The organism is Microbacterium tenebrionis (assembly GCF_020682665.1).
GTDB classification, from domain to species: Bacteria; Actinomycetota; Actinomycetes; order Actinomycetales; family Microbacteriaceae; genus Microbacterium; species Microbacterium tenebrionis.
In genome coordinates this window covers 677,847-703,476 of sequence record NZ_JAGTTM010000001.1, presented here as the reverse complement: position 1 = coordinate 703,476, position 25,630 = coordinate 677,847, and the positions used below count along the sequence as shown (strand labels likewise).

Genomic DNA, 25,630 nt, shown 5'->3' with positions numbered 1-25,630 from the left:
GAGCACTCCTCTATGCGGACGACCGAGCGAGGGGCGGGACGCAAGATCGCATCCTCACCCCTCTCGTGCGGCCCGGGTGGTTGCCTATTCGGCGTGTTCGTCTTCTTCGGGTTCGAAGGTGGACGAGGTGCCCGTGTGGCCGGCGGCGACGCCGCCGGGGTGGTTAGGGATGGTGCCATCCGCACCGAGCCCGTCGGGCTTTGTGGTGCCCTCTGGGTCGTGGGTGGGCACTTCCACGTCCGGTCCCTCGAGCGAGTTCTCGTCCGAGAGTGGCTTGTCGTGGTCGGTCATGATCTGCTCCTTCGCAGGCGAGCGGGGGTGGGGTGTGGGAGGAAGGGAGCACCTTTCTCCCACGGGACGTATTACTTGACTTCGTCCTTGACGTTCTCCACGCCCTTTTTCACCTTCGCGTCGGCCTGGTCAGCGATACCCTCGGCAGCGAGCTTGTCGTTGTCGGTGGCGTTGCCGATCTTCTCCTTGGCCTTCCCGGTGGCGTCCTGGGCGGCGTTCTTGATCTTGTCGTCGAGTCCCATGAGCGGGTCTCCCTTCTTCTCGCGAGCTCGCGCCGCGGGTGCGGCGTGAGTGGTCACTTCTCGTCAGTGTCGATGACGGCGTCTTCTGCGGCGGCCATCGCCGCAGCCCCCTCTTCAGGCGATTCGGACCCGGCAGCGGCAGCGGTGTTGTCGTCCGTGGCGTCGTCGTGATCCTCGGATGCTTTTGAGCTGTTCTTGTCGTGCGATGCGTCGTGCATGCGTTCTCCTGACTAGGCGCTGTGCTATAGCCGAGGGCGGCGGATCCGCCGAGGCCGGGATTAGCGGTGTGTGAGGCGTCGCAGGAGCCCGGCGACGGGTCGCTGCTGTTCACCCTGCTGAGCGCCGAGCACGATGAGTACTCCGGTGAGGGCGGGGAGCACCCATTGCAGGATTCGCTGCTGACGCTGAACGGCAGCAAGTTCGTCCGATGCGTCCGGGTTCGGTTCGGTGACGCCTTTGCCGCCTTCGTCGGCGTGCTTGCTGATCTTCGTTCCAAGGATCCCCGCGTATAAGGTGGCGGCGGCCGCGGCGATGGTGACGGCGAGCTTCACCTTCGTGTTGGTTCGGGCTTCGGGTTGGGATGCCAGTCTGCTCTTGTTCCCGAGGATCAGGCCTGCCCCGCCGGTTCCGTGCACGAGGATCGCGGCGAGCTGGATTGGCGCCCACCGTGCCCAGCCGAGCGAGGAGAGACGGAGTCGTTCTGCGGGGTCTTTCGCTTTCGCGGTTGCACCATTCAGTCCCACCGCACCCATCAGGGTTCCGCCGAACCAGGCGGCAAGTCCGAGGTCGTGCATTGAGCGTACGAGCGTGTTGCGTCCAGCCATAGTGTGCGTCCTATCCAGGGGTGTGGGGTGTTGTGAGGTCAGGCTTTGGACTTGCGTCCGACGATGAGGCCGTAGATGAGCAGGACGAGGATCGATCCGCCGATGGCGAGCAGCCAGGTTTGCAGGGAGAAGAAGTCCTGCAGGGGGGCGTTGAAGATCAGTCCGCCCAGCCATCCGCCCAGAAGGGCGCCGACCACGCCCAGGAGGAGGGTGATCAGCCAGCCGCCGCCCTGTTTGCCGGGGAGGATGAGTTTCGCGATGGCGCCGGCGATGAGGCCGAGAAGCAGGAAGCCGAGGAATCCCATGATGTGTCCTTCGTGTAGGTGGTGGGGGTAGTTAGTTGCGGCGGGTGAGGGTGGTGATCAGGGCGAGGAGGCCAGCGAGGGAGAGGAGGCCGATGGTGACCGTCCGGGTGGGGTTGTGCGCGTACGTGTCCCGCACCCAGCCGACCCCCGCCGCCACACCCTGCTGTGCCCGATCTACAGCTGCCGAAATGGCGGCGCTGATTTCTGCGGTCGTGGAGCCGACTGCTTCCGATGCTCGTTCCCCACTGTTGTAGTCGGGGTCGTTCTCGTCGTGGGTACTCATGGTTGTGCCTGCCTACTTGTTGAGCGCGCGAGTGAGCTTCCGGCTGCCTCGCCTACTTGTTGCGCGGGCTGTGCGGCGTGCGGAGCGCACCCCGGGGCTGTTCCACGCCTTCTTCGCGTTCTTTTTGATGGTGCGGTAGCGGCTGCGTCCGGCGCGCGCGCCGAAGGTGTACGCGCCGAACGCGATCGCCGCGACAAGCAGGATGCGTAGATAGGGCATCGGTGGTTCTCCTTTCCGGGGAGCCGAGGTCAGGCGAGGCGGCGTTCGTCGTGCGCGAGTTTGGCGCGCAGTCCGGAGTGCACGGAGATGTAGGTGGGGGTGTCTTTGCCGGTCAGGGTGGCGAGGTTGGTGACCAACTGGTCCACGTCCTTCACGACTTGCCGGGGTGAGGTGTTCTGCCTCGGGGTGACGCTGATGTGCATCACCGGCTGCTTGCGGATGTCGTTGGCGGTGACGGAGGAGAACAGGATCTCGTCCCGCTGGTTCAGGGAGTGCTTCAGCGCATCGGAGACGAACGATTCCTGCACGGTGACCCGTCCCAGAGGGGACTGGGAGCCGGTGGAGCGCAGGACCGTGTGGGTGCGGCCCCCGCCAATGCGGGTGAGAGCGACGATCAGCAGGATCACTAGGAAAACGATCAGCACCAGCGCGGCGATCGCGATCCAACTGACCGCGGTCGCACCGATCAGTGTCTGATCGACGACGCCCTCCAGCCAGGACCGTCCGGCCTCGGTCGCGCCCGTCCAGTACTCGGTCGCGGCCGGCCAGACGATGATGGTCACCAGCACGGCACCGATGGCGAGGAAGAGCAGCCCGACGATGAACAGGACAATCCTGTTCAGGGCGCGGTTGGTGCGGTTCATTGCTCGTCCTCGTTCTGTTTCGGGCGCACGACGCGGACCCGGGGCTTCAGTGTGGGGGTGAGCTCGTAACTGTCCACCTCGGTTTGCACGATCGACTTCAGCGGGGCGGCATCCAGCGGGATACCGAGGCCGGGCCGGAGGGTGACATCGACGGTGCGGTGGGACACGCCGACGGTGATGTCCTCCCGGGACAGTCCGGTCTCTTCGCTGAGGTGCTGCGCGACGGACGCGGCGATGACCCCGTTATCGACCAGGACCGCGCGTTCCCCGAACTGCATCTGGTGCTTGGAGAGACGCCCAGGGGCGAGGGCGAGGAACAGGAACACGAACCCGATGATCGCGAGGACCACACCGGCAAGGATGATGATCCAGCCGGGACGTTCGGTGGGCAGCCCGATCAGGAACCCGGCTTGCGCTGCCGGGCCGAGAAGCAGCGCCGGCTGGGCGAGGAGGTACAGGACGATCTCGGTGCCCAGGTAGGTCAGGACGAGGATCATCAGCACTACGGCGATGATCATCGCGACGGTGCGGGGGGAATGCGATTCCCGGCGCAAGACGCGCCGGAAGGCGGGGCTGCTCATCTCACTCGTTTCTGCTCGGCGATCACAGCGCCGGTGATGGTGACATTCACCCGGGTGACCTCGCGGCCGGTGATCTGCCCGATCCGGTCCCGTAGCTGCTCCTGGACCCGCGCGACACGCTCCAGTACCGGGGTGCCGGCGGTGATCGCGGCTGTGTCTTCCAGGTTCGGGATCGGAAGGGGGGTGCGGATGGTGACCGCCATCCCACCGCGCGCCTCGGCGACGTCAATGTTCACGTCGCTACGGTCCACCTTCAGGGTGGTCGCGGCGGTTTCTTCGGCGATCTTGACCAGGACGCGCTCTTTCACGGTGATCCGCCCCGGGGCCGCCCCGGCGGCGACCCGCTGGGGGTCTCCGCCGGGGTGACCGGCTCCTGCCGCGACCATTACGAGGTGCGCCGGCCGGAGAACGCGTTCGCGAGGCCGCGGACGTCGAGCTTGCCCGACACGACTCGGCCCACGAGCGCACCGATCCCCATGAACAAGGCGACCAGGAGGAATCCCCAGAACCCGAACAGCAGGATCGACACGGCAAGGATGACGCCCAGCAGGGCGCCGGTCACGGTCGGGCTCATGAGACGCGCGACTCTTCCTCGTTCTTGTCGTCCGAGGGCAGGTGCACGTCGTTGACCTCGACGTTGACCTCGACGACCTCGAGTCCGACCAGCGAGCTGATCGCGCCGGCGACTGCGGCGCGGACATTGGAGGCGACGTCCTGCACGGGCATCGGGTACTCCACGACGATGGTGATGTCGGCGGCGGCCTGGGTCTCGCCGACCTCGACCTTGACGCCCTGGGCCTTGTCGTCCGCGTTCACGACGTTACGGATCGCGCCGAGCGCGCGGGCTCCGCCGCCACCGAGCGCGTACACGCCGGGAACCTCACGGGCAGCGATACCGGCAACCTTGGCCACCACACCGTCGGCGATGGTGGTGGTGCCGGCGGCGGACTCGTCACCGGCCGGGCGGGGAGCGAAGGAACGGTCGACCCGGGAACCGGTGGCCGGCTTGGGCGCGGCGGGAGTGGTGGGAGCAGCGGGGTTCAGGTCTTCAGCCATGGGAATCCTCTAACGGTAGTGATGAGGCACACAACGGTCTGGTCGGCCGCTGTGTCAGGGCGATATGCTCGCGCTTACAATGTAAGAGTCGCCTCCGGGCACATTCGTCACAAATTGGTTGAAAGAATTTTTTGCGACATGAGTTCACGACGCGACATCCCCTCCCCCGACCTGGTCGAGGTTGCCGACGAGATCCTCGCCGAGCGGGCGATCGGCGGGGATGCGGACGCGTTCAAAGCCCTCATCGTCCGGTACGGGTCCCTAATCCGGGCGTATGTGGCGCGGATCGTGGGATCGCTCACCGACGCGGATGACGTCACTCAAGAGGCTCTCTACACCGCCTGGCGTCGACTGCCGGAGCTGCGCGACCCGGCCGCGGTGAAACCCTGGCTGATGCGCGTCGCGAGCCGGCACGCGTTCGCCCATCTCCGACACCGACCCCCCACCGAGCCACTACCGATCCTGGACGCGGCCTACCCCTCCACCACGGAGCCCGAGACCGTCGCCGTCCGCAACGCGCAGCTGACCGCGTTGTCCCAAGCCCTAGACAACCTCCCGGACCAAGAGAGACGCTGTTGGCTGCTCCGCGAAGTCGGAGAACTCAGCTACGACGACATCGCGAAAGAACTCGACATCCCTCGATCCACCGTTCGAGGCAAACTAGCCAGAGCCCGCGCGAGCATTCACGCGCAGATGGAGGGATGGCGGTGACTGATCACAGCACCACCCGCGCACTGGACTGCGGGAAAACCATCGACGAGCTCAGCGACTACCTCGCCATGGACCGGATCCCCTTCGACCCGACCATCGAAACCTGCCCGGAATGCCTCAACGCCCTACACGCCCTCGACCAGGTCGCCCAGCTCTCCCGCGATCTCCTCGACGATGATGCCGCCCACCTGACCCCACCCCCCGCAGGATGGTTGGACACGATCATGACCAGCATCCACCACGACGTCCGCGCGGGAAGATCGCTGCCCCTGCACCACCCCGACCCGAGGGTGCACCTCAGCGTCACCGAGGGTGCCGTGCGGGCGCTGCTGCGGTCTGTCGCCGACCAGATCCCCGGGACCGTGATCGGCAAAGCCCAGATCAACGGTGATGCTGAGAAACTCGGCGCACCCGTGACGATCAGTGTCACGCTCAGCATCGCCTGGGGCACCCCGATGACCCCGACCGCGCACGATGTCCGCCAGCGCATCTACAACGCGCTCAGTACGCACACCCACCTCAACGTCACAGCCGTCGACGTGACCATCGAAGACGTCCACGGCCACGACACCAGCCGTAGGGAGCAGCCATGAGCACCGAGACCCCCGCCTCTGATCACCAGCCGGCATCATTGCTCAATCCGAACGTTCTGACCGCCACCGTCCGCGACGTTGACGGTGTCACAGACCTGTTCGCGCCCGCATCAGCGATCACCCAGGTCCCACATCTGGTCAGCGCGATCGCCACCGGCCAAGACGAACGCTACAACCGTGTCGACATCGCCACCCGCGGCGTCACCACCGACATCACTGCTCGCATCGGTGTCGGAAGCAGAATCCCCGCCCCGGACACGGCACGCCGCGTTGCCGACACCATCCTCGACAGCATCGGCGACCACCCCGACACGATCATCACCGTGCAGATCTCCCGCATCGCCTGAGGGCAAACCCAGTGACAGGTACGGGCGGCGGCGCTTGCGTGCGCTGCGGGCACGACCCCGACGAACACCACAACACCTGCCGGGTAGACCTGCTCACCCGACGCCGCTGGGACAAATGCCCATGCCCTGGACACCTGGAGCTCGACGCTGACCAATAGCCACCCCAGCGGACACCTGCTCGCCCGCGCCGGTATGCGCGCGTCTATCGTGGGTGTCAAGGCCGGGATCGGCCCTCTCACATCCGGAGGTGCGCACCGTGGCGCAAACCAAGACAGACAAGAAAAAGACGGCGAAGAACGAGAAGAAGAGTTCCACGAAGGCCGCGAAAAAGGCCCTCGACCGCGCCGAAGAAGCCGTGCGGAAGGCCCGCAAGGCGGTAGCCCGATCATCCAAGAAGCTGCGCACCCGCGCCGCAGAGCTCGCCCAAGAATCCCAGGAACTCTCCGCCAAACACGCCAAAGCCCTCCGACGCAGCGTCACCTCCATCGAAGAGAAAGACACCCAGAACCCGTCACCCCCGCCGACCGCTACACCCCTGCCCCGCACGTCAACGCGAAAGGCCCGCTCCGCACAGGAAAGAACGTCTTCCACCCCCACGCTGAAAGAACTCCGCACCCAAGCAAGAGAGCAGAAAGTCACCGGGTACTACCGGATGAACAAAGCTACGCTCGTCGCCGCGCTCACCCCACCGCGCACCTAACTCACCAAGTCAGGATCCCCGACCACCGTGCCGCCATCCCGGGCCAGCAGACGACAGCTGGTGGCAAGAAGACGCCATCTCGTGACGGTGACCCGTTGGTCGCAATGGGCGCCCCCTTTCTCGCGAGTCGCAGACAATGCCCTGGAAGCAGGTTTGCTTGCAGGACTCGTCAGCTTGCGACGTGTCGAGAGATTCCCACGATGACAGTTGGCGCGGCCCCGCGTCGATCACGAAGAGGGTTGCTCGGCTTGGGGAGTTACTAGTGTTCCTTGGCGGCCCTATCGTCGATGACAAACGCCCGTCCAGGGCAGAAACATGTCACGGCAAAGTTGCCTCGGCCCGGCCGAAACCAGCCGATATGAGTGACATCTAGTGTCATCCGACGGCATTTCCGACATCGGAGGAAGATTCACCGTCTCCCGGCGCCGCCGAACACTGCGTGCGCGAGAGGCGCTGCCGAGACCGCCAGCAGCACGATCGCGAGCGGCGGAGCAGGCACGAGCAGCAGAGCACCACCGACGACGAACCCGGCGAAGATCACGGCCGAGACGGCGCGGCGACCGATGCGGATGAGCGCGTCCAGGCGTCGCTCGAGCCGCGAGGTGTCGAAGGTGAGCGTCCCCTCTTCGAGCTCGGTGACGACGGCGTCGATGCGGCCGGGCAGGCGAGCGGCCGTGGTGACCGAGTCCCAGGCCTGGTCGACCATCCCCCGCATCGTGCTGCCGCCCTCGTCGCGCAGCAGTTGAGCGGCGAACGGCTCGACGGCGTCCCACACGTTGAACGCCGGGTTCAGCCCGCTGCACATCCCCAATGTCAATGAGACGGCGCGGAACAGCAGCAGCATGCCTTCGGGCAACTGGAACGGCAGCGAACGCACGGTGTCGCCGAACTCGACGGCGAAGTCGCGGAACTCGCGCTGGTCGACCGAGGCGAGCTCGGCGAAGCCCATCCCACCGAACCGGGCGAACAGCGCGGTCAGCGCCCGCTCGAACTCCTTCGTGTCGGCCGAGGGCAGCAGCACGCCGACCTCCTGCGCGGCATCCACGAGCTTTCGCCCGTCGCGGGCGGCGACCGCGATCACCATCGCCCGCAGCCCGCTGCGCAGGCTCTGCGGAACCTCGCCCATCATCCCGAAGTCGACGAAGGTCAGCCGCCAACCACCCGCCGACGGTGTCACGAAGATGTTGCCCGGGTGCGGATCGGCGTGGAAGAAGCTGTGCGTGAACACCTGCTCGAACATGGCTGCGGCGAAGGCATCGGCCACGGCAGCGGGATCGATGCCGGCCGCTCGAAGGCCCTCGATGTCGTTGATCTTGATCGCGGTGACGTCCTCGAGCGTCAGCACCCGGCGGGTCGTGCGCTCCCACACGACGGCGGGGGTTCCGACGCGGGCGTCGTCGGCGAAGTTCTCCCCGAACCGCTCGGCGTTCTGCGCCTCGTGCAGATAGTCGACCTCCTCGAGGCTCGTCTGCGCGAACTCCTCGATGAGCGCGGGAGCGTCGACCCGGTCGGAGACGATGCGTACCCGCCTCAGCCACCCGGCCACCTTGCGCAGCGCAGACAGGTCGACCGCGACGATCTCGTCGATGCCGGGGCGCTGCACCTTGACAACGACGTCGCGCAGGCCGGTGTCGGCGGCATCGAGGTCCGCCAGGCGCGCCCGGTGCACCTGCCCCAGGGACGCCGCCGCAAGCGCCCGCTCGTCGACCCAGGCGAAGGCGCGCTCGAACGGGACGCCGAGCTCTGCTTCGGCGAGCGCCCTGATGTCGGCGAAAGGCACGGCGGGAACCTCGTCCTGCAGGCCCGCGAGCTCGTCGGTAACCTCGGGCGGAAGCACGTCGAGGCGGGAGGAGAGGAACTGTCCGACCTTGATCATGAGCCCGCCGAGGTCGACGGCGAGCGCGTGGAACCGTCGGGCGATGCGTCGCATCCGCTCGGGTCGGGTGCGCTCGGCGACCCGGTCGAGTCCGATGCGCGGCAGGAAAAGCTCGAACCACCACAGCTGCACGAGCTGGGCGGAGGCGAAGCGCATGATGCGCCGGTAGCGGGCGCGGTGCGGGTGGGGACGCGCCTCGGGCTCCCGGCCCTCGACCGCCCCCGGTCGTGACGTGGTCACTCCTGAGCGAGGATCGCGTACAGCTTGCGGCGGGCGTCGTCGAGCACCTCGATGGCGCTGTCGATCTGCGCGGAGCTGCCGCTGCGGGCGAACTGCGTGGCGGCGCCGGCGAGGTCGACGCCCGCCTTGACGAGCGCGCGGTGCTTCTCACCGCCGAAGCGGATGCCGTCACCGGCACCCTCTGGGCCACGGGAACCGCCGGGGCCGGAACCGGCGGCGGACTTCCACGCCGCCGGCGCCTCGGCTTCGTCGGCGACGGCGCGGCCGGCCTCGGTGAGCGCGTAGGTCTTGCGGCCGTTCTGCTCTTCAGCTTCGACGAGGCCCTCGTCGGCGAGCAGCTGCAGCGTCGGGTAGACGGAGCCGGCGCTGGGCTTCCACGAGCCGCCCGAGCGCTCTTCGATCTCGCGGATGATCTGGTATCCGTGCATCGGCTCGTCGGAGAGAAGCGAGAGGACGGCGGCGCGCACGTCGCCGCGCGGCATGCGCGGGGAGTTCGCCGGACGCTGGTCGAAGGCCCGGCGCAGCTGATCCACCGCATCGAAGAGGACGGATGCTCCGGCGCCGCCGAACCCGCCCAATCCGCCGGGTCCCCCTGAGCCGAAGCCGGATCCGCCCGAGCCGAAACCGCCGAAGGGCGAGCCGGATCCGAAGCCGCCGCTGTGGTCTGAGCTGTTCATGATGTCCTCCTGGTTCGCGATGTGCGCCAGCCGGAATCCGCGCTGGAGTGCGTTAACGATATATCGCAATGTGTCGTTCGGGAAGGGTGAACGTCGCGACCCGGTTCGGGGCCAGCTCACCGGCTCCGCAAGAACTCCGAGACCTCGTCCGCGGTCGGCGCCGTCGTCGGCCCACGACGGGTCACCTTGAGCGCCGCCGCCGCATTCGCCCGGCGACTCGCCTCCACCCACCCGGTTCCGCTCGCGATCCCGGCCAGCAGCGCCCCGGTGTGCGTGTCTCCGGCGCCGTTCGTATCGACCGGCTTCTGGGGGAATCCGGGCACGTACGTCGACTCGCCACGCGCGTGCACGGCGCATCCCTCGGCACCGTCCCGCACGATCGAGACGGCTCCCTCACGCAGTAGCGGCGTCACCGCAGCGGCTTGCGCGACGATCTCGCGATCCGGCGACGGGGGCACCGCGATCGACGCCGCCGCCAGCAGGTCGGTGGTCTCCTCGGCGTTGCCCGTCCAGACGTCCGTGCGCGCGAGCATCGCGTCGCGCACCTCGGCGGGCAGCGTTGCGAACGCCGCGCCGGGGTCGAGCACGACGACGGCTTCCGGCGGCAGCGTCGGCAGCCACTCCAGTAGCGGGTCGCGGGTCTGCTCGACGGCGAGCGAGTAGCCGGTCACGCACACGAGGTCGCCCGCAGCGACGGATGCCGTCGACAGCGACGCCGACGTGATCTCACGCTCAGCGCCGAGGGTCGTCACGAAGGTCCGCTCCGCGGTCGGCTCGACGAGCACGACGCACACTCCGGTGTCGCCGTCCGGCACCGGAGGCGCGGATGCCGCGATCCCCTCGGCCGCCAGCGTCGACCGGATGAGGTCGCCGTGCGGGCCCGTGCCCACGGCGCCAGCGTGCACGCACGACGCCCCGAGCCGCGCGGCCGCGAGCAGCACGGTCACCGCTCCCCCGGCGTACTGCGCGTCGGAGGAGGCCATCACGTTCTGTCCGCGGGCGGGGAGCTCCGGCACCTCGATCACGAGGTCGACGAGCGCCTGGCCGGCGTGGATCACGCGTGGCTGATTCATGCGGTCAGCCTATCCAGCGCGATCGTTCGCCCTGTGCGGCGCGAGCGCGTCCTCGATGACCCGGGATGCGGCATCCGTCGTCCGCGCCTGCACGCGTGTTCCGCCCAGCATGGCCGTGGTCTGCGGGGCCAGCCCGACGTGGCCCAGGACGGGGACGCCTCTGGCGAACAGCGTCGGCACACGCTCGACGGTCGAGCCAACGCACGCGATCTGGCGGACGGTCACGCGGCGCGCGGCGGCACCGTGATGTCGAACCGCGCTCGGATGTCGAACCGTGCTCGACCGCCGAGTCGCGGCTTCTGCTCTGGGTCGACATAGGGCGGTGGGATGAACCACACCTTCGATGACGGCCCCGTGCCATCGACGCGGACTTCCCACCCGTTGTCGTGGATACGGTGGTGGCACGTCTCGCACAGCAGCACGCCGTTCGCGAGGTCGGTCGGCCCCGCGTCGCGTCGCCACCATCGGATGTGATGCGCCCTCGTCATCTCGGGCGGCAGAGCGCACATGGCGCACCCGCCGTCGCGCTCGACCAGCGCGAGACGCTGTGCCCGGGTGAACAGGCGCTTCTCGCGGCCCCACTCGAGAATCTCGCCGTCTCCTCCGAGCACGCACGGGATGACGCCCCCGTCGGCGGCCATGCGCCGGGCCGCGGCGATACTGATCGGCTGGTCGAGGCCGTCGATCGTGGCCGCGCCGAGGCCGGACTCGAGATCCTTCACGTTCATCCGCACGACCACTGTCGCTCCGGCAAGCGGCAGGCCCTTCGCGTCGCACCCGAGCACGTGCGCGCAGAAAGCGACGAGCGCGTCGGCCTGGATCATGGGAACCGTGCGCCGATCGGCATCGGGGGCGTCGGGGTCGACGGCATCCTTCCGCGCGACGAATGCGGCGCTGACCGAGCCGCGCAGCGCCGCGACGACCGGCGCAGCCGCCTCGGCGTCGAGCTTCGCATTGAGGTGCACGAACCCGTCGCGTTCGAACATCGTGAGCGAACGCTGCGAGCGCCGCTCTTCGTCGCGTGGTTCGACGCCGTCCGGGTCGAGCCACGCCTCGGCGCGCACGACGAGCCTGCGCACTTCGTCGAGCCCGAGCCCGACTGCCGACTCGACGAGCACGCGCTCACCTTCGGCCGTACGCTCGGCGCCGGCTGCGATCCGGCACCGGTCGAGCATCGCGATGATGACCCCAGCCGCCCCGGCGCTGAGCTCACCCGCATCCAACGCCCGGCGCACGTGCGGATACTTCGCCGGCAGCCGCGCCCCCAACAGATCACTGCGCGATGCCGTGCTCTCGCCCACCTTGATCAGCCGCGCCGCGTCGCCGGTCGAGACGCCCATCGTCGTGGAGATCATCTTCGCGGGCGTGCGGAACCCCTGTTGCTTCGGCAGCGATTCCGCCCCGAGCTCCGGGCGCGATTCGCGCGCCAGCCCTGCGGCGACATCGACCTCGACGGCGTCCAGCCGGCGATGTACTGCCGCGAGCGCCGAGGCGACGAAGATCAGTTGATCCTTCGTAAATTCATTTGATTCCTCAGCATCACCCCATGCCGCGTCGAGGCTTCTGATGGCCTCGTGCAGAGCGGTGAGTTTGGACATGCCCCCAGCGTAGCGAGCAGCTCGGACATTCTCGTATCTTTGTTCGAATCTGTGGAATGATCGGGCTGGGATCGGGTGACCTATTGCTACTCGGACGTGGATCTCCTCATCGCGCTCGGAGCTCGATGGGGCGGCGGAGCATGGGATCAGTTCGGTTCGTGGTGCACGCCCTCTGGCTGGGGATGCTGTTGTCAACCACCTTCGTGATCAACCGTGCCCGTGGCATGCTGGCGACTCGCCCACGATCAAGGAGGCAGTCATGACCGATCCCACCCCGTTCCCCACCGATCCGCTCGAGCCCGAGGGCGTCGATCCCGACCTGAGCAGTGACGACGATGAGCGCCAGCAGTCGCCCGGAGCGGATGAGGAGCGTCCGGATGACCAGGCGCCCTCGTTCGACGAGCAGCAGAGCGATCGGATCGCCGCTGAGGAGCAGGGCCGCAACGAGGACTATCCGCCGGTGCCGTGACGTCGCGTCGCATACCTCTGACGGGTGTCAGGCCTCGAGAAGGGTGCGCACCTCGGTGATCGACCGCCCGTAGGCGAGGCGGGCGGCGTCGGCCTGGTGGTCGGAGCGGACCTGAACGACGGTGGCGCCGTGCGACACCCAGCGTCCGGCGGAGCGAGTGAGCTCGAGGCCCGGGAGCTGGACGGCTTCAGGCAATGCGGCCTGGCCGGTGCCGACGCGTACGACTGAACCGATCATCGTGACGAGCCAGGATTCGCCGAGGTCGTGCGGTCGGATGGACGCGATGGGGCCGCCGGGTCCACGGAAGACCTGGAACATGGTGTCAGCGCGACGCACCGCCCAGGTCTCTCCCTCGTGGATGACGTCGCAGGCGATGTCGGCGTGCAGGGTGATCTCGGCGCCGTAATGACGGAGCGCCTCGATGCATTCAGGGCTCAGCAGTCGCTCATCGATCTCACGCTCGCGCCGTCGGAGCTCGGCGCGGTGCTTCTCGCGGGCGATGGGAGCGTACTCGACTTCGAGTTCGCGGCGGTTCGCTCGCGCACCTTCGGCCAGGCGGCGGTGCAGCCAGGCGGGGTCGATCTGCACGAAGTAGCGGAAGTGGATGTCGACCGGCCCGCGAGTGAACTTGCGGTCTTCGACGAGAAGCTGGACGCCGTGGTCGACGGACCAGACAGCGGCGACCTCGCTGTCGACGACGGCGACCCACGACCAGCCCGGCGATCGGATCGCGGGCGACGACCGCTCGAGCGCTGCGCTGAGCAACGTGCCCCGCGGCACGGTCATCGACCGAGCGTGGGAGACTACGTCATCCCCCATCGCCACGCTGTCGCGGTCGACGCGGAGCTCGATGGGGCGGCGGAACATGGGATCAGCGTAGTTCGCGGCCGCGGCTTTCGACCTCTGTCCAGCCGGACTACGACCAATGTCCGACCCCTCCCGCTAGTCTGACCCCAGCCGGTCCGCACGAACCACGGAGCCCCACCCGGAGCTCCGGAATCGCGCCTTGAGAAGGGCGGCATTCGTCGTGCGTGCGGTCGGCGCCCCTCGGCATCCGTCGTGGGGCAGGCCGGTGCTCCACGCACACTCCCAAGGGGAAAATCACATGTCCGTACCCAACCCGCCCGCAGCTCCTGCTCCGCAGCAGATGCCTCCGCCCATGCCGCCGGTCGACCAGCCGGCGACGCCCGCGAAGCGCAACGTCCTGGCACTCGTCGCGCTCATCACCGCCGCCGTCGGATTCATCTTCGCGTGCATCCCGGGCGCACTCATCGTCGGCTGGATCCTGCTGCCGATCGCCTTCGTGCTCAGCATCGTCTCGCTGTTCCTCAAGGGGAGCGGCAAGTGGATGGGCATCGTCGGCCTCGTCGCGTCGGTCGTGGGGACGATCGTCGGGTTCGTCGTGTTCTTCGCGGTGGTGGCCGGCGTTGCCCAGGAGGCATTCGAGGACGAGTTCGGCAACGGCGACACGGTCGTGAGCGAGCCGACGGACGAGTCCGGCGAGGATGCCGCACCCGCCGCCGAGGAAGGATCGGATGCCGCAGCAGAGGGCACGCGTGAGAACCCGTACGCGCTCGGTTCGACGATCAGCTCGTCCGACTGGACCGTCGTGATCAACAGCCACACGGCGGATGGGGCGGCCGCGGTCGCCGAGGGCAACCAGTTCAACGAGGCGGCGCCGGCCGGTTCGCACTACGAGATCGTGAACTACACGGTCACGTACACCGGCACAGACTCCGGGCTTGCGCCCGAGGTCGGCGTGGATGTCGTCACCAGCGCCGGCAACGTGATCAACAGCTACGACGCCATGGTCGTCCTCGCGGATAACTTCATGGCCGACGAGCTGTACAACGGAGCATCGGCAACGGGCTCACAGGCCTTCCTCGTGCCCGACGGCGAGACGGCACTGATCCGCGTGCGCCCGGGGATGTTCGCCGACGAGGTGTTCGTTCAGCCGTAAGGGAGCTGGATGAACAGCAGGGACCCGGCCGTGGGGAGCCGGGTCCCTGCTCTCTTCTGTTAATGGGAGCTTCAGGACGCTTTGGTGATCTCCCCAAACGATCAGCGCAGTTCGACGGGATCGTGGGGCTTCGATCGAAATGCACACGGTCGTGGATAGGCTGCTGAGAAGAGAGCCGGCCACACGGGAGCACAGGTGAAGAAGCAGATCAATGTCGTCGGGGCGGTCGTCGTGCGTGACGGAACGATCCTGTCAGCGCAGCGAAGCGCATCCATGTCGCTGCCGGGAATGTGGGAGTTCCCGGGCGGCAAGATCGAAGCTGGCGAGACCCCTGAGCAGGCGCTCCGTCGCGAGATGCAAGAAGAGTTGCTGTGCACGATCGATGTCGGTGCGCACGTCGAGACGACGAGCTTCGAGTATGACTTCGGTGTCGTGACCCTGACGACCTTCTACGCAACCCTTGTAGAAGGCGAGCCGCGCCTCACAGAGCATGCCGAGATTCGTTGGATCGCTGCAGCGGATCTCGACTCGGTTACATGGGCACCCGCCGATGTCCCGGCGGTGCACCGAATCATGAGCGACCTCGCGGCGTAGGTCGCAGGATGACTCGTTCAGGCGATCAGCTCCAACTCGACAACACCTTTGGGTTTTTTGACCGCACCGTCCAGTCGGACCAGCTGTTCCATCCCGTGCTCATCGCCAACGATGGCGCGAACACAATGCTTCGCGCCATTCGCCATGAACTGCGTCGATCCCGCTCCTTCGTATTTTCTACTGCGTTCGTCACGACGAGCGCAGTCGCCATGCTCAAGCAGGCGCTACTGGACTTCCCCGGCAAGGGGACGATCATCACCTCGACCTATCTCGGGTTCAATACGCCGGCCGCCTTCCGTGAGCTTCTCAACCTCCCCGGCATCGAGGTTTTCGTCCATTCGGGTGCCAGGGGCGGATTCCACGCGAAGGGATACCTCTTCGAACAGGCCGGTAGCACAACCGCCATCGTCGGCAGTTCCAACCTGACCGAAACTGCCCTGCTCACGAACCACGAGTGGAACTTGCGGTTCTCTGCTTTGCCAGGCGGAGACATTGTCGATCAACTACGTCGCGCGGTCGACGACCAACTGAAGTCTTCAACGCGCTTGACGGGTGCATGGATCGACAACTACGCAGCGGAGTATGTTCCTCCCCCGCCTCGTTCCCGAGTAGTACAGCTCCCCGGAGAGACCGGCGCCACACTTATGCCGGAAGGGATCGTCACGGCAAACGCCATGCAAGTTGAGGCACTTGACGAGATCCAGAAACTCCGAGACGCCGGGGAGCGTAGAGCCGTCGTCATTTCAGCGACTGGCACCGGAAAGACCATCCTGTCGGCACTTGACGTGCGGTCGGTTGGGCCGCAACGCATGCTGTTCGTCGTACACCGCGAGCAGATCCTTGACCGCGCTATCGAAGAGTTTCGGCGCGTACTCGGCGCCCCTGCACACGAATTCGGCAAGTTCGTCGGCGCAAGGCGAGAGATCGACCGCAAGTATGTGTTCGCGACAATTCAGTCGTTGACGAGCGCGGACAACCTGAGCGAGATCCCGCCCACGCACTTCGACTATGTTCTCATCGACGAAGTACACCGGGCAGGGGCGGACAGCTACCGCACGGTTCTCGAGTACTTAGAACCGAATTTCCTACTCGGGATGACAGCTACGCCCGAGCGTACCGACGGCTTCAACGTGTTCGAGCTCTTCGACTTCAATGTCCCATACGAGATTCGGCTGCAGCAGGCTCTCAAGGAAGAGATGCTCGCTCCCTTCCACTACTACGGCGTCACTGACTTCGTCATAGATGATGAGGTCATCGACGACGCGAGCCAACTTGCGTCTCTCGTGGCTCCCGAGCGCGCTGACCACATCATTCGGGCTATCGAAACATATGGGCATGTTGGCAGCCCCACTCGCGGACTCCTGTTCTGCGGTCGAACCACCGAGGCTCAAGAACTGTCGCGGCTGCTCAATGAACGGAACGTTCACGGTCGCCGCTTGCGCACTGTAGCGCTGACCGGCGCGGACACAGTCGAGACGCGGAACGCCGCCGTCACGCAGCTAGAGTCCGGTGAGCTCGACTACATCGTCACCGTCGATGTCTTCAACGAAGGCATCGACATCCCCAGCGTGAACCAGGTCGTGATGCTTCGACAGACGAAATCGAGCATCATCTTCACGCAGCAACTCGGCCGCGGACTGCGGAAGGCCGCGGGCAAGGACCACCTGGTCGTCATCGACTTCATAGGCAACTACGCCAACAACTACCTCATCCCCATCGCGCTCTTCGGCGATAACAGTCTGAACAAGGACTCGATACGCAAGAAGATTATGGACTCACAGGAGGCCGGCGCGATCTCGGGACTGTCCAGCGTGAACTTTGACAAGATCTCGCGTGCACGCATCTTCCGATCGCTCGCAGACACGAAGCTCGACAGCATCCAGAACCTCAAACGAACAGTTGCCGAGCTGGAGAATCGACTCAATCGACCGCCGACGCTTCTCGATTTCGCTCGCTTCGACACTGCGGATCCCGTGGTCGTCGCGACGAAACGAGACAATTACTGGTCCCTCCTCCATGCACTAAAGCGCGTTGACCGTGCGCCCACGCCTGAACAGTCTTCATGGCTCACCTTCTTGTCCAATGAAATTCTTAACGGCAAGCGTCCACACGAGCTCTTGCTCCTCCAGGCCCTCATCGACGCGCCGGAACGCAGCCTGCGCACCGACGAGTACGAGCAACTACTCAACGACCACGGCGTCGGTGCCGACGCCGAAACGATCGGCTCGACGCTACGCATCCTTCAACTGGAGTTCTTCACCGACGCAGAACGCGCCAAGTACGGCTCCCCAATTGTTCAGCGCGTCGGCGAATGGCTTGTTCTCTCGTCCTCACTTGAAGCGGGTTTGAAACGAGATCCGCGGTTCAAACAGCACTTCGACGACCTGATCGCAACTGGCTTGTTCCTAGCCCGTCACCGCTACCGGTGGAAGGGCGGCCTCGTCGTTGGCCAGCGGTACTCACGCAAAGACGCGTGCCGTCTGCTCAACTGGAACAAGAACGTCCAGAGCACGATTTACGGCTACAAGGTTGACTACACGTCATCGTCGTGCCCCATTTTTATCACGTACGACAAACACGAGGATGTCTCCGCCAGCACAGCGTACGGCGACGAGTTCCTTAACGAATCCACTTTGCACTGGTATACGCGCAGCCGCCGGACGCTAAGGAGTGGCGAGGTACAGGCGATTGTGGAGAATCGTGTCCCGCTGCACCTGTTCGCGAAGAAGGACGATGCCGAGGGAACTGATTTCTACTATCTCGGTGAAGCACGTTCATCGAACGCCAAAGAGACCAAGATGCCGGACGATAACGGCGTTCCCCTCGACGTCGTGACCATGGACCTCGGGATTGCATCACCGCTCGAGCGAAGTCTCTACGAGTACTTGACCGGCTCACACGAGTAACGCTCCCCTGCTACGGTCACCCCATGCCCTCCCCTCAGACCCTCGCCGCCCTCCGCGACTTCGTCGAGGCTCGCGACTGGGACCAGTTCCACAGCCCTGAGAACCTGGCGAAGAGTGTCTCGATCGAGGCTGCGGAACTCCTCGAGCTCTACCAGTGGGGCGGCTCGCCTGACCAGCAGCGCGTCGAGGAGGAGCTGGCCGACGTCGTCACTTACTGCATCCACCTCGCGAACAAACTCGGCGTCGATCTCGACGAGATCGTCATGCGCAAGCTCGAATCCACGGAGCAGAAGTACCCGGTCGAGCTCGCCAAGGGCCGCATGACGAAGTACACCGAGCTGCAGCAGCACAGCGAGGAAGAAGAGTGACCGGCTTCAGCATCCAGCACGTCGCCTTCGACAAGAACGCGGTCGACACCTGGGCGGCCGAGCATCCTCGCCACACGAACTGGCCCGTCGTCTACGTCATCGACCGCGCGGGCAACCGACGCAAGCTCTATGTCGGCGAGACCACGAGCACGCAGAAGCGCATGCGCCAGCACCTCGCCGGTTCCAAGAAGAACGAAGGTCTCGACTCGATCCGCGTGGTCATCGACGAGCGCTTCAACAAGTCGGTGTGCCTCGACCTCGAGTCGCACCTCATCCGCTGGTTCCACGGCGACGGGCAGTACGAGCTTTTCAACGGCAACGACGGGCTCACCGACGCCCAGTACTACGACCGCGATCTGTACCGGGAGTCGTTCCGCGACGTGTTCGAGGCGCTGCGCGCCGAGGGACTGTTCTCGCGCAGCATCCCGCAGATCGAGAACTCCGACCTGTTCAAGCTGTCGCCGTTCAAGGCGCTCAACCACGATCAGGCCATCGCGATCACCGACATCGTCGAGGGACTGCTCGAGGATCTGCAGCATCCAGACGTCCGCTCGACCCTCGTCGTGCAGGGCGAACCGGGAACCGGCAAGACGATCATCGCGATCTTCCTCATGAAGCTGCTCGCTGACATCCGCGACTTCCAGGATCACGACGACGTGCAGCCCGACTCGATGTTCGCGGAGTTCTTCGTCCCCGAGTACCGCGAGCTGCTCGCCGATCTGCGCATGGCGCTGGTGATCCCGCAGCAGTCGCTCCGGGAGTCAGTCAAGAAGGTGTTCAAGAAGACTCCCCGTCTCGATCCGTCGATGGTGCTGACGCCGTTCCAGGTCGGCGAATCGGATGCTGCGTTCGACCTCATCCTCGTCGACGAGACCCATCGCCTCGGCCAGCGCGCGAACCAGGCCTCGGGCGTGCAGAACAAGAAGTTCCGCGAGATCAATGAGGCGCTGTTCGGCGAGGATGCTGCGCATTACACCCAGCTCGACTGGATCAAGGCGCGCAGCAAGCATCAGCTGCTGCTCGTCGACGGCGAGCAGAGCGTGCGCCCGCACGACCTGTCGCCCGCGGTGCTCTCGCGCGAGGTTCGGGAGGCGCGCGACCTGCACCGCCACTACCGGCTCACGACCCAGATGCGCGTGCAGGCGGGAGCTGACTACGTCGAGTACGTCCGAGCGCTCCTGCGCGACGAGCATCCTGCGTTGCCCTCACTGGGGAGCTACGACTTGCGCTTCTTCGATGATCTTGGCGAGATGCAGGCGGCGATCCGCGAACAGGATGCGTCGGTCGGGCTGTCGCGTCTCGTCGCGGGCTACGCGTGGGACTGGAAGTCGCGGCGTGACCCCTCCGCGTTCGACATCGAGCTCGACGGCGTGCAACTGCGCTGGAACAGTACCGACAAGGACTGGATCAACTCCGCCCACTCCCTGGACGAGGTCGGATCGATCCACACCGTGCAGGGATACGACCTCAACTACGCCGGCGTGATCATCGGGCCCGACCTGCGCGTCTCGCCGACGACCGGGCGGATCGTCGCCGACTGGGACGCGTACCGCGACAAGAAGGGCAAGGAACGGACGGGCCACCTCGCCGAGACGTTCGACGACGAAGACCTGCTCGTCTTCATCCGGAACATCTATGGTGTGCTGCTGACGCGGGGAATGCTCGGGACGTACGTGTATGTGTGCGATCCGGGATTGCGGGAGCGGCTGCGTACTCGCCTCTCGGCCGTGATCTGACTGCTCGCACTCTCCACAATCGTGGGCACGCCACGACTTCTCCACATCCACGCTTCCGACGCTCTGTCGCAGCGTTCCGTCCGGCACACTGATCACGCAGAACCCTAGATCTACTACTTCTACTAGTTACGGCGTACCCTGGAGGGGTGGCAACCGTGAGCAAGACCGAACTCAACCAGCAGACCGCGCGCGTGCTGGCGAGAGTCGCCGCGGGTGAGCGCCTGACCGTCACGGATCGCGGGCGCCCGATCGCTGAGCTGACGCCACCCACTGCCGACGTCTGGTCGCAGCTCGTCGCGAGCGGGCAGGTCCAGTTGCCGGCGACGACCGGCGCATTGTCGCGCCCGAGTGTGAAGGCGACGAAGACGACCCGCGAGATCCTCGACGACCTCCGAGCCGATCGACTGTGATCTACCTCGACACGTCGGCCGCAGCGAAAGCGATCATCGAAGAGCCCGAGAGCGAAGCCATCCGGAAGCTCTTCGCCGATGGCACCCTGTTCGTGTCATCGAAGCTTCTGGCCGTCGAACTCCATTCCGTCGCGGACCGGCGCGTGATCGACCCGGCCGATGCCGACGACCTGCTCGATCGGGTCGCCCTCGTCACGCTCGACGCTGAGATCATGGACCGGGCGATCACGATGCACAGCGGTCTGCGGACGCTCGATGCGCTGCATCTGGCCACCGCCGTCCACGTGGGCACCGCGATCGCCGGCATCCTGACCTTCGACAATGAGCTCGCGGCCGCGGCCGAGCGCCACGGCGTCCCGTCGGTCTCTCTGCCTGCCTGAACGGCTAGATCATTACCAGCGGAGCGCGGCTTACTCCTGGGCCAGACGCACGGTCATCGTGGTGCCCAGCGCGGTCACCTCGTACGACAGTTCCCCGTCCTTGTACGTGAAGGTCTTCGTCTCGTCGCTCGAAGCCAGCAGCGCGCCGTCGGTCTTCGAGGTGTCGTTCACCGAGTCCCAGGTGAAGTCGGTAGATCCGTCCTCGGGAACCTCGACGGTCCCCGCCCAGTAGAGCGACTTCTGATCGGGAACCACCCACTGGACCTCGATCGTGTCGCCCGTGATCGTCGCTTCCTGGAAGCTGTCCGGAGAGTTCGAGTTCGTCTGCTTCCACGTTCCGGTGAGGTCCACGGGCTCAGGCGCCGCGGCCTCCCCAGTCTGCGGTGCGTTCGCTGTGGAGTCGTTCGGCTGGCCTGCCGGCGTGCTCTCTCCACCGCATCCGACAATGCCGGTTCCGACGAGGGAGAGGAAGACGAGAGCGGTCGCGAGCTTCAAGGGTGACTTCGTCATGGGGTCCTTCGGGTTCATCAGCACCGGCCATCATCGCGGTGCTCAATCGTGAAACTAGCAGAGCATTGGCGGCGCGATCGCGCCGCCGGGACGATCGCATCCGGATCTGCTTCGTCCAGCGATACTAAGATCCGGTTAGCCCCCGTGCACGCGATCAAGGGCGGCAAGGAGTGACCAGTGAAGACCGACCTGACGACGCCACAGGGCATCTTCGGCATGCCGCAGCACCTGACGGTGCCGATCTATCAGCGCCCGTACGTCTGGAACGAGGAAGAGCAGTGGGCTCCTCTGTGGGCCGACATCCGTCGTATCACCGAGCATCGGCTCGACAGCCCCGGAGTATCCGCGAAGCACTTCCTCGGCGCCGTCGTCACGCAGGATGCCGAGGCCGGCCCGGTCGGCGTGCAGGAGTTCCACATCGTCGACGGGCAGCAGCGCCTCACGACGCTTCAGATCGCGCTCGATGCCGCAGCTGCCGCGTTCCAGCAACGCGATGCCTCAGCGCTCGCGGCACGGCTCACTTTTCTCACGCACAACGACGCGATGTTCGCCGGACACGATGACTCGCGCCTCAAGCTCCGCCACACCAATCGCGACCGCGCGGCCTTCGATGAGGTGATGCTGGCCGAGCCGCCCATCGACTACGCGCACCTGGATCACGGAGACTCTCTCATCGCGCGAGCGCACGAGTACTTCACCTCGCACATCGGCGCATGGCTCGACGCCGGCCCCGAGAACATCACGGCTCGCGCGGATGCCCTCGCGATGTCGTTGCAGCACTCCCTCGAACTCGTGATCATCCGTCTCGCTCCGGATGAGGACTCGCAGGAGATCTTCGAGACCCTCAACGCCCGTGGTACTCCGCTCACGGCGGCGGATCTGATCAAGAACTACGTCTTCCAGCGCCTGAAGGCAGAGGGCCAGGACACGATCGAGGCGTATCGCCGCTGGCCGTTCGAGACCAAGTTCTGGGAGGCAGAAGTCAGCGTGGGTCGCTTTGCGACTACGCGCAGCGCCCTGTTTCTCGGCCAATGGCTCGTCTCTCAGGTCGGCAAGGAGATCAGCCCGAGGTCGACGTTCGCGCGGTTCAAGTTCTTCACCGAGCACGAGGCCGGGCGCTCCATGTCCGCCCTTCTCGATCTCATCACCGCACAGGCCGCGACGTATCAGCAGTTGACCGAGATCGCGGCGGACTCGCACGCCGATCTCGATCGCGCCGCGCTGCACTTGTACCGCATGAGCGTCGCTCAGGTCGAGATGACCAAGCCGATCATCCTGTGGCTGACCTCACCCGAGACCTCGTATCGTCCGACCACCGTCGCAGCTGTGATCGACGCCGTCGAGAGCTGGATCATCCGACGCCGCCTGCTTCGCCTTCAAAGCAGCGACCTCGGGCGCGTGGCGGCCGAGATGATCGCGGCGGTGCGCGGAGCGTCGGACGCCGACGTCGTGGATCGCGTGCAGCACTACCTCACCAGCCTGCAATCCGCGAGCACATACTGGCCGGGCGACGAGGAGCTCCGGTCGACGCTGCGCTCGATGCACTTCTATCGGCGGTTCTCCCAGCCGATGCAGCGCATGCTGCTGCAGGCCGTCGAGGACTGGTACCGCGGCTACACCTCGAGCGGACCGTCCAAGACCGGCATCCGGATCCATCGCGACAAGCACCAGGTCGAGCACATTCTGCCGCGCAGCTGGCGCGCCCACTGGCCGGTGATGGATGCCGCAGCCGAAGCCGAGCGCGACGATGTCGTGCACCGGCTCGGCAACCTCACCCTGCTGACCGGATCGCTGAACGCCTCCGTCTCGAACGGCGCGTGGCTCGGCAAGGACGGGAAGCGCGCTGCACTCGAGCGCCACGATGCCTTCCTGATGAACCGGCCGATCGTCACGTCCTCCGCGGACGGATGGGACGAGGCGTCCATCGCGCGGCGGACGGACGAACTGATCGATGCACTGCTGTCGACGTGGCCCGTTCCTGCGGGCCACGAAGGCAAGACGGTAGATCGCGTCGTGCGTTTCAGCAAGGCGACGACGTCGTACGCGAATCTGGTCGACGCGGGTCTGCTCGCGGTCGGCACCGCGCTGGTCTGCATGGATGGCCGCTGGCCTGACGCATGCGGAACGGTTCTTGCCGGCGGCCAGATGCTCTACGACGGGAAGACATACAGCTCTCCGGCAGCGGCGGCGCGGGTAGTACGCGGCGGACGCAGCGGTAACGCCTGGTACTTCTGGAAAGTCGAGGGAGGACCGTCGCTCAACGATCTGCGGGAGCAATTGCTGCAGCAGGGCTGACGCGCTGAGTCGATAACAGGCTTCTCCCGGGGTTTGCCAGATCGGCTCCCGGGCCACACCGACCTCGGGAGCCGCTGGTCAACGCATCCGGATCCCACGCATCAGCCCATCCACCACAGCATCCACCCGCTTCTCATCGAGCGGCCTGCCAAGCAGCGCGGCGTACGACGACATCGCGATGAACTGGTCGGCGACGGCCGCGGCATCCACGTCCGCCCGCACCTCGCCGGCGGCCTGCGCCGTCGTGAGCCGCGCGACGATCTGCTCGATGATCGGCCCAGCGAGCTTCGCGTTGAGGGCGGCGCCAAGCTCGGCATCCGTCGCGGTCACCGCGATCAGCGCCCGCGCGACCTCGACGCTCGTCCCGTGTCCGGCCTGAACGGACATGGCCGAGAACCAGGCGCGGAGATCCGCCGCCAGATCGTCCGTGACCGGCAGCGAAGGCATCGGCAGCGCGCCCTCGAGCAGCGCCTCCCCGAGGATCTCCGCCTTCGACGGCCACCAGCGGTAGATCGTCTGCTTCGACACCTCGGCCTCGGCGGCGAGGCCCTCGATCGTGACGGCGGCGTAGCCGTCCGCGGCGAGCGCGGCACGCATCGCCGCCAGAACCGACTGGCGGGCTTTCTCACTGCGAGGACGAGGCATCCACTGAGCGTATCGAGGCGTACACTGATCTATAACGAGACGCACCGTCGCGAAACGATCTGCAGGAGGGACCATGGCACTGACCGCACACTCCACCATCGGCGAATGGCTCGAAGACCCCACGGGCGGCGAGCTCGTCCGCGGACTCCTCGCCCAGTCCGGCGCCGACCCCGAATCCCTCACCCACGTGCTCGGCCTGCCGCTGCAGCAGCTCGTCACCCTCAGCCAGGGGCAGATGCCGCAGTCCGTCGTCGACGACCTCGTCCGCGCCGCGAACGGCGGCGAGATCCCCGAAGCCACTGAAGCGACCGGCTGGGTCGAGCAGATCACCCCCGGACGCTTCACGGGGAAGACCGTGATCGTCACGGGTGCGGCATCCGGAATCGGCAAGGCCACGGCATCCCGTATCGCCCGCGAAGGCGGACGCGTCATCGCCTCCGACATCGCCGCCGAGAAGCTGGATGTCCTGAAGAGCGAGTTTCCCGACGTCATCACCGTCGCCGGCGACCTCACCCGGCAGGACGCGATCGACGCCGTGCTCGCCGCCGCCGGCGACCAAGTGGATGCTCTCGCCAACGTCGCCGGCATCAACGACGACTTCTCCCCCGCCGGCGAGACCACGGATGCCGTGTGGGACCGCGTCATCGCCATCAACCTCACCGCGCCGTTCAAACTCATGCGCGCCGTCCTCCCGCTCATGGAGAAGGCGGGCCGCGGCTCGATCCTCAACGTCTCGAGCGAGGCGGGCCTGCGCGGCAACGCGTCGGGCAACGCCTACACGGCGAGCAAGCACGGCATCATCGGCGTCACGAAGTCCGCGGCGTTCATGTACGGGCCGAAGGGCATCCGCGTGAACTCCGTCGCTCCCGGCGGCGTGGCCACCGGCATCCCGATGCCGCCTCAGATGTCCGAAGCCGGGTCTGCGCGGCTGGCGCCGTTCCAGCAGGCGATCCCGTCGCTTGCGACCGCCGAGCACCTCGCTGCGTCGATCACGTTCCTGCTGAGCGATGACGCCGTGAACATCAACGGTGCGGTGCTCGCGTCGGATGGTGGGTGGTCGGTGCAGTAGGGGCCCCGCTCCCCACGCCCGCGCTACC

34 protein-coding genes are annotated in these 25,630 nt (G+C 66.2%); 14 read left to right on the top strand and 20 right to left on the bottom strand.

Going from position 1 to position 25,630, the window contains the following annotated elements; genetic code table 11:
• Nucleotides 1-84 precede the first annotated feature (84 nt).
• The 12 genes from KEC56_RS03560 to KEC56_RS03505 form a co-directional block, all read right to left on the bottom strand.
• Nucleotides 85-291 carry a hypothetical protein gene (locus KEC56_RS03560; RefSeq protein WP_126893728.1) on the bottom strand — a complete coding sequence of 69 codons (207 nt, stop codon included), beginning with the start codon at nt 289-291 and terminating at the stop codon, nt 85-87.
• 71 nt (nt 292-362) lie between these two features.
• Entirely contained in the window at nt 363-533 is a 171-nt protein-coding gene (locus KEC56_RS03555) for a CsbD family protein (RefSeq protein ID WP_126893758.1), read from the bottom strand.
• Between the two features lie 53 nt (nt 534-586).
• Nucleotides 587-751 carry a hypothetical protein gene (locus KEC56_RS03550; RefSeq protein ID WP_153245000.1) on the bottom strand — a complete coding sequence of 55 codons (165 nt, stop codon included), beginning with the start codon at nt 749-751 and terminating at the stop codon, nt 587-589.
• A gap of 60 nt (nt 752-811) precedes the next feature.
• Entirely contained in the window at nt 812-1,357 is a 546-nt protein-coding gene (locus KEC56_RS03545) for a hypothetical protein (protein ID WP_175987202.1), read from the bottom strand.
• A 38-nt stretch (nt 1,358-1,395) separates the two neighbouring features.
• Complete coding sequence (locus KEC56_RS03540; protein ID WP_175987204.1) at nt 1,396-1,662, bottom strand: GlsB/YeaQ/YmgE family stress response membrane protein; 267 nt, start codon at nt 1,660-1,662, stop codon at nt 1,396-1,398.
• Nucleotides 1,663-1,693: 31 nt separating this feature from the next.
• Nucleotides 1,694-1,945: a hypothetical protein gene (locus KEC56_RS03535; RefSeq protein ID WP_126893725.1), complete on the bottom strand. Its 252-nt coding sequence runs from the start codon at nt 1,943-1,945 to the stop codon at nt 1,694-1,696.
• Between the two features lie 12 nt (nt 1,946-1,957).
• Entirely contained in the window at nt 1,958-2,164 is a 207-nt protein-coding gene (locus KEC56_RS03530; protein WP_175987206.1) for a hypothetical protein, read from the bottom strand.
• A gap of 29 nt (nt 2,165-2,193) precedes the next feature.
• Nucleotides 2,194-2,808 carry an Asp23/Gls24 family envelope stress response protein gene (locus KEC56_RS03525; protein WP_227529833.1) on the bottom strand — a complete coding sequence of 205 codons (615 nt, stop codon included), beginning with the start codon at nt 2,806-2,808 and terminating at the stop codon, nt 2,194-2,196.
• Nucleotides 2,805-3,389: a DUF2189 domain-containing protein gene (locus KEC56_RS03520; protein ID WP_175987210.1), complete on the bottom strand. Its 585-nt coding sequence runs from the start codon at nt 3,387-3,389 to the stop codon at nt 2,805-2,807. Before KEC56_RS03520 ends, KEC56_RS03525 begins: the two co-directional genes overlap by 4 nt.
• Nucleotides 3,386-3,697 carry an NTP pyrophosphohydrolase gene (locus KEC56_RS03515; RefSeq protein ID WP_175987212.1) on the bottom strand — a complete coding sequence of 104 codons (312 nt, stop codon included), beginning with the start codon at nt 3,695-3,697 and terminating at the stop codon, nt 3,386-3,388. The genes KEC56_RS03520 and KEC56_RS03515 overlap by 4 nt, the downstream gene beginning before the upstream one ends.
• A 77-nt stretch (nt 3,698-3,774) precedes the next feature.
• Nucleotides 3,775-3,963 carry a DUF2273 domain-containing protein gene (locus KEC56_RS03510; RefSeq protein WP_058632868.1) on the bottom strand — a complete coding sequence of 63 codons (189 nt, stop codon included), beginning with the start codon at nt 3,961-3,963 and terminating at the stop codon, nt 3,775-3,777.
• Nucleotides 3,960-4,445: an Asp23/Gls24 family envelope stress response protein gene (locus KEC56_RS03505; RefSeq protein WP_126893720.1), complete on the bottom strand. Its 486-nt coding sequence runs from the start codon at nt 4,443-4,445 to the stop codon at nt 3,960-3,962. Before KEC56_RS03505 ends, KEC56_RS03510 begins: the two co-directional genes overlap by 4 nt.
• Nucleotides 4,446-4,583: 138 nt before the next feature.
• On the opposite strand from KEC56_RS03505, the gene KEC56_RS03500 reads away from it, so the two are divergent.
• From KEC56_RS03500 to KEC56_RS03485, 4 genes are all read left to right on the top strand, one after another.
• Complete coding sequence (locus tag KEC56_RS03500; RefSeq protein ID WP_175987214.1) at nt 4,584-5,156, top strand: RNA polymerase sigma factor; 573 nt, start codon at nt 4,584-4,586, stop codon at nt 5,154-5,156.
• Nucleotides 5,147-5,749, top strand: a complete 603-nt coding sequence (locus tag KEC56_RS03495; RefSeq protein WP_126893718.1) for an Asp23/Gls24 family envelope stress response protein — start codon at nt 5,147-5,149, stop codon at nt 5,747-5,749. Before KEC56_RS03500 ends, KEC56_RS03495 begins: the two co-directional genes overlap by 10 nt.
• On the top strand, nt 5,746-6,096 hold the full coding sequence (locus KEC56_RS03490) for a hypothetical protein (protein ID WP_126893717.1): 351 nt from the start codon (nt 5,746-5,748) through the stop codon (nt 6,094-6,096). Before KEC56_RS03495 ends, KEC56_RS03490 begins: the two co-directional genes overlap by 4 nt.
• Nucleotides 6,097-6,352: 256 nt before the next feature.
• Entirely contained in the window at nt 6,353-6,796 is a 444-nt protein-coding gene (locus KEC56_RS03485; RefSeq protein ID WP_126893716.1) for a Rho termination factor N-terminal domain-containing protein, read from the top strand.
• A gap of 409 nt (nt 6,797-7,205) precedes the next feature.
• Here the strand turns inward: KEC56_RS03485 and KEC56_RS03480 are convergent, their stop codons facing one another.
• The 5 genes from KEC56_RS03480 to KEC56_RS03460 all read right to left on the bottom strand — a co-directional run bounded on the left by KEC56_RS03480 (nt 7,206) and on the right by KEC56_RS03460 (nt 12,260).
• Nucleotides 7,206-8,912, bottom strand: a complete 1,707-nt coding sequence (locus tag KEC56_RS03480) for an ABC1 kinase family protein (RefSeq protein WP_372456227.1) — start codon at nt 8,910-8,912, stop codon at nt 7,206-7,208.
• The gene (locus KEC56_RS03475; RefSeq protein WP_227529832.1) at nt 8,909-9,589 is read right to left on the bottom strand and encodes a PadR family transcriptional regulator; all 681 of its coding nucleotides are present in this window, start codon (nt 9,587-9,589) and stop codon (nt 8,909-8,911) included. Before KEC56_RS03475 ends, KEC56_RS03480 begins: the two co-directional genes overlap by 4 nt.
• 116 nt (nt 9,590-9,705) lie before the next feature.
• Nucleotides 9,706-10,662 (bottom strand): PfkB family carbohydrate kinase, encoded by a 957-nt coding sequence (locus tag KEC56_RS03470; RefSeq protein ID WP_227529831.1) that lies wholly within the window; start codon nt 10,660-10,662, stop codon nt 9,706-9,708.
• A 9-nt stretch (nt 10,663-10,671) separates the two neighbouring features.
• On the bottom strand, nt 10,672-10,887 hold the full coding sequence (locus tag KEC56_RS03465) for a 3-methyl-2-oxobutanoate hydroxymethyltransferase (RefSeq protein ID WP_227529830.1): 216 nt from the start codon (nt 10,885-10,887) through the stop codon (nt 10,672-10,674).
• Nucleotides 10,884-12,260: an HNH endonuclease signature motif containing protein gene (locus tag KEC56_RS03460; RefSeq protein WP_227529829.1), complete on the bottom strand. Its 1,377-nt coding sequence runs from the start codon at nt 12,258-12,260 to the stop codon at nt 10,884-10,886. The genes KEC56_RS03465 and KEC56_RS03460 overlap by 4 nt, the downstream gene beginning before the upstream one ends.
• A 259-nt stretch (nt 12,261-12,519) precedes the next feature.
• On the opposite strand from KEC56_RS03460, the gene KEC56_RS03455 reads away from it, so the two are divergent.
• Nucleotides 12,520-12,729 (top strand): hypothetical protein, encoded by a 210-nt coding sequence (locus KEC56_RS03455; protein WP_227529828.1) that lies wholly within the window; start codon nt 12,520-12,522, stop codon nt 12,727-12,729.
• 27 nt (nt 12,730-12,756) lie between these two features.
• Here KEC56_RS03455 and KEC56_RS03450 read toward each other — a convergent pair whose 3' ends face one another.
• Complete coding sequence (locus KEC56_RS03450) at nt 12,757-13,596, bottom strand: hypothetical protein (RefSeq protein WP_227529827.1); 840 nt, start codon at nt 13,594-13,596, stop codon at nt 12,757-12,759.
• Between the two features lie 238 nt (nt 13,597-13,834).
• On the opposite strand from KEC56_RS03450, the gene KEC56_RS03445 reads away from it, so the two are divergent.
• From KEC56_RS03445 to KEC56_RS03415, 7 genes are all read left to right on the top strand, one after another.
• The gene (locus KEC56_RS03445; RefSeq protein WP_227529826.1) at nt 13,835-14,689 is read left to right on the top strand and encodes a hypothetical protein; all 855 of its coding nucleotides are present in this window, start codon (nt 13,835-13,837) and stop codon (nt 14,687-14,689) included.
• Nucleotides 14,690-14,884: 195 nt separating this feature from the next.
• Complete coding sequence (locus KEC56_RS03440; RefSeq protein WP_227529825.1) at nt 14,885-15,283, top strand: (deoxy)nucleoside triphosphate pyrophosphohydrolase; 399 nt, start codon at nt 14,885-14,887, stop codon at nt 15,281-15,283.
• A gap of 8 nt (nt 15,284-15,291) precedes the next feature.
• Nucleotides 15,292-18,189 (top strand): DEAD/DEAH box helicase, encoded by a 2,898-nt coding sequence (locus KEC56_RS03435; RefSeq protein WP_227529824.1) that lies wholly within the window; start codon nt 15,292-15,294, stop codon nt 18,187-18,189.
• Between the two features lie 23 nt (nt 18,190-18,212).
• Nucleotides 18,213-18,557, top strand: coding sequence for a nucleotide pyrophosphohydrolase (locus KEC56_RS03430; RefSeq protein WP_227529823.1), 345 nt, complete (start codon nt 18,213-18,215; stop codon nt 18,555-18,557).
• Nucleotides 18,554-20,293, top strand: a complete 1,740-nt coding sequence (locus KEC56_RS03425; RefSeq protein WP_227529822.1) for a DUF2075 domain-containing protein — start codon at nt 18,554-18,556, stop codon at nt 20,291-20,293. Before KEC56_RS03430 ends, KEC56_RS03425 begins: the two co-directional genes overlap by 4 nt.
• A gap of 146 nt (nt 20,294-20,439) precedes the next feature.
• Nucleotides 20,440-20,703: a type II toxin-antitoxin system Phd/YefM family antitoxin gene (locus KEC56_RS14010; protein WP_227529821.1), complete on the top strand. Its 264-nt coding sequence runs from the start codon at nt 20,440-20,442 to the stop codon at nt 20,701-20,703.
• Nucleotides 20,700-21,083, top strand: coding sequence for a type II toxin-antitoxin system VapC family toxin (locus tag KEC56_RS03415; protein WP_227529820.1), 384 nt, complete (start codon nt 20,700-20,702; stop codon nt 21,081-21,083). The genes KEC56_RS14010 and KEC56_RS03415 overlap by 4 nt, the downstream gene beginning before the upstream one ends.
• Before the next feature lie 30 nt (nt 21,084-21,113).
• On the opposite strand, the gene KEC56_RS03410 is transcribed toward KEC56_RS03415, so the two are convergent.
• The gene (locus KEC56_RS03410; RefSeq protein WP_227529819.1) at nt 21,114-21,593 is read right to left on the bottom strand and encodes a hypothetical protein; all 480 of its coding nucleotides are present in this window, start codon (nt 21,591-21,593) and stop codon (nt 21,114-21,116) included.
• Between the two features lie 177 nt (nt 21,594-21,770).
• On the opposite strand from KEC56_RS03410, the gene KEC56_RS03405 reads away from it, so the two are divergent.
• Nucleotides 21,771-23,888, top strand: coding sequence for a GmrSD restriction endonuclease domain-containing protein (locus tag KEC56_RS03405; RefSeq protein WP_227529818.1), 2,118 nt, complete (start codon nt 21,771-21,773; stop codon nt 23,886-23,888).
• A 78-nt stretch (nt 23,889-23,966) separates the two neighbouring features.
• Here KEC56_RS03405 and KEC56_RS03400 read toward each other — a convergent pair whose 3' ends face one another.
• Complete coding sequence (locus KEC56_RS03400) at nt 23,967-24,533, bottom strand: TetR/AcrR family transcriptional regulator (protein ID WP_227529817.1); 567 nt, start codon at nt 24,531-24,533, stop codon at nt 23,967-23,969.
• Between the two features lie 73 nt (nt 24,534-24,606).
• Here KEC56_RS03400 and KEC56_RS03395 point away from each other — a divergent pair, with 73 nt between their 5' ends.
• Nucleotides 24,607-25,602 carry an SDR family NAD(P)-dependent oxidoreductase gene (locus tag KEC56_RS03395; RefSeq protein WP_227529816.1) on the top strand — a complete coding sequence of 332 codons (996 nt, stop codon included), beginning with the start codon at nt 24,607-24,609 and terminating at the stop codon, nt 25,600-25,602.
• Nucleotides 25,603-25,630: the final 28 nt, after the last annotated feature.

Excerpts from the sequence above, each read along its gene's own strand:
- KEC56_RS03560 (WP_126893728.1), bottom strand. The coding sequence starts at position 291 with ATGACCGACCACGACAAGCCACTCTCGGACGAGAACTCGCTCGAGGGA.
- KEC56_RS03555 (WP_126893758.1), bottom strand. The coding sequence starts at position 533 with ATGGGACTCGACGACAAGATCAAGAACGCCGCCCAGGACGCCACCGGG.
- KEC56_RS03550 (WP_153245000.1), bottom strand. The coding sequence starts at position 751 with ATGCACGACGCATCGCACGACAAGAACAGCTCAAAAGCATCCGAGGAT.
- KEC56_RS03545 (WP_175987202.1), bottom strand. The coding sequence starts at position 1,357 with ATGGCTGGACGCAACACGCTCGTACGCTCAATGCACGACCTCGGACTT.
- KEC56_RS03540 (WP_175987204.1), bottom strand. The coding sequence starts at position 1,662 with ATGGGATTCCTCGGCTTCCTGCTTCTCGGCCTCATCGCCGGCGCCATC.
- KEC56_RS03535 (WP_126893725.1), bottom strand. The coding sequence starts at position 1,945 with ATGAGTACCCACGACGAGAACGACCCCGACTACAACAGTGGGGAACGA.
- KEC56_RS03530 (WP_175987206.1), bottom strand. The coding sequence starts at position 2,164 with ATGCCCTATCTACGCATCCTGCTTGTCGCGGCGATCGCGTTCGGCGCG.
- KEC56_RS03525 (WP_227529833.1), bottom strand. The coding sequence starts at position 2,808 with ATGAACCGCACCAACCGCGCCCTGAACAGGATTGTCCTGTTCATCGTC.
- KEC56_RS03520 (WP_175987210.1), bottom strand. The coding sequence starts at position 3,389 with ATGAGCAGCCCCGCCTTCCGGCGCGTCTTGCGCCGGGAATCGCATTCC.
- KEC56_RS03510 (WP_058632868.1), bottom strand. The coding sequence starts at position 3,963 with ATGAGCCCGACCGTGACCGGCGCCCTGCTGGGCGTCATCCTTGCCGTG.
- KEC56_RS03505 (WP_126893720.1), bottom strand. The coding sequence starts at position 4,445 with ATGGCTGAAGACCTGAACCCCGCTGCTCCCACCACTCCCGCCGCGCCC.
- KEC56_RS03500 (WP_175987214.1), top strand. The coding sequence starts at position 4,584 with ATGAGTTCACGACGCGACATCCCCTCCCCCGACCTGGTCGAGGTTGCC.
- KEC56_RS03495 (WP_126893718.1), top strand. The coding sequence starts at position 5,147 with ATGGCGGTGACTGATCACAGCACCACCCGCGCACTGGACTGCGGGAAA.
- KEC56_RS03490 (WP_126893717.1), top strand. The coding sequence starts at position 5,746 with ATGAGCACCGAGACCCCCGCCTCTGATCACCAGCCGGCATCATTGCTC.
- KEC56_RS03475 (WP_227529832.1), bottom strand. The coding sequence starts at position 9,589 with ATGAACAGCTCAGACCACAGCGGCGGCTTCGGATCCGGCTCGCCCTTC.
- KEC56_RS03470 (WP_227529831.1), bottom strand. The coding sequence starts at position 10,662 with ATGAATCAGCCACGCGTGATCCACGCCGGCCAGGCGCTCGTCGACCTC.
- KEC56_RS03460 (WP_227529829.1), bottom strand. The coding sequence starts at position 12,260 with ATGTCCAAACTCACCGCTCTGCACGAGGCCATCAGAAGCCTCGACGCG.
- KEC56_RS03455 (WP_227529828.1), top strand. The coding sequence starts at position 12,520 with ATGACCGATCCCACCCCGTTCCCCACCGATCCGCTCGAGCCCGAGGGC.
- KEC56_RS03450 (WP_227529827.1), bottom strand. The coding sequence starts at position 13,596 with ATGTTCCGCCGCCCCATCGAGCTCCGCGTCGACCGCGACAGCGTGGCG.
- KEC56_RS03445 (WP_227529826.1), top strand. The coding sequence starts at position 13,835 with ATGTCCGTACCCAACCCGCCCGCAGCTCCTGCTCCGCAGCAGATGCCT.
- KEC56_RS03435 (WP_227529824.1), top strand. The coding sequence starts at position 15,292 with ATGACTCGTTCAGGCGATCAGCTCCAACTCGACAACACCTTTGGGTTT.
- KEC56_RS03430 (WP_227529823.1), top strand. The coding sequence starts at position 18,213 with ATGCCCTCCCCTCAGACCCTCGCCGCCCTCCGCGACTTCGTCGAGGCT.
- KEC56_RS03410 (WP_227529819.1), bottom strand. The coding sequence starts at position 21,593 with ATGACGAAGTCACCCTTGAAGCTCGCGACCGCTCTCGTCTTCCTCTCC.
- KEC56_RS03400 (WP_227529817.1), bottom strand. The coding sequence starts at position 24,533 with ATGCCTCGTCCTCGCAGTGAGAAAGCCCGCCAGTCGGTTCTGGCGGCG.
- KEC56_RS03395 (WP_227529816.1), top strand. The coding sequence starts at position 24,607 with ATGGCACTGACCGCACACTCCACCATCGGCGAATGGCTCGAAGACCCC.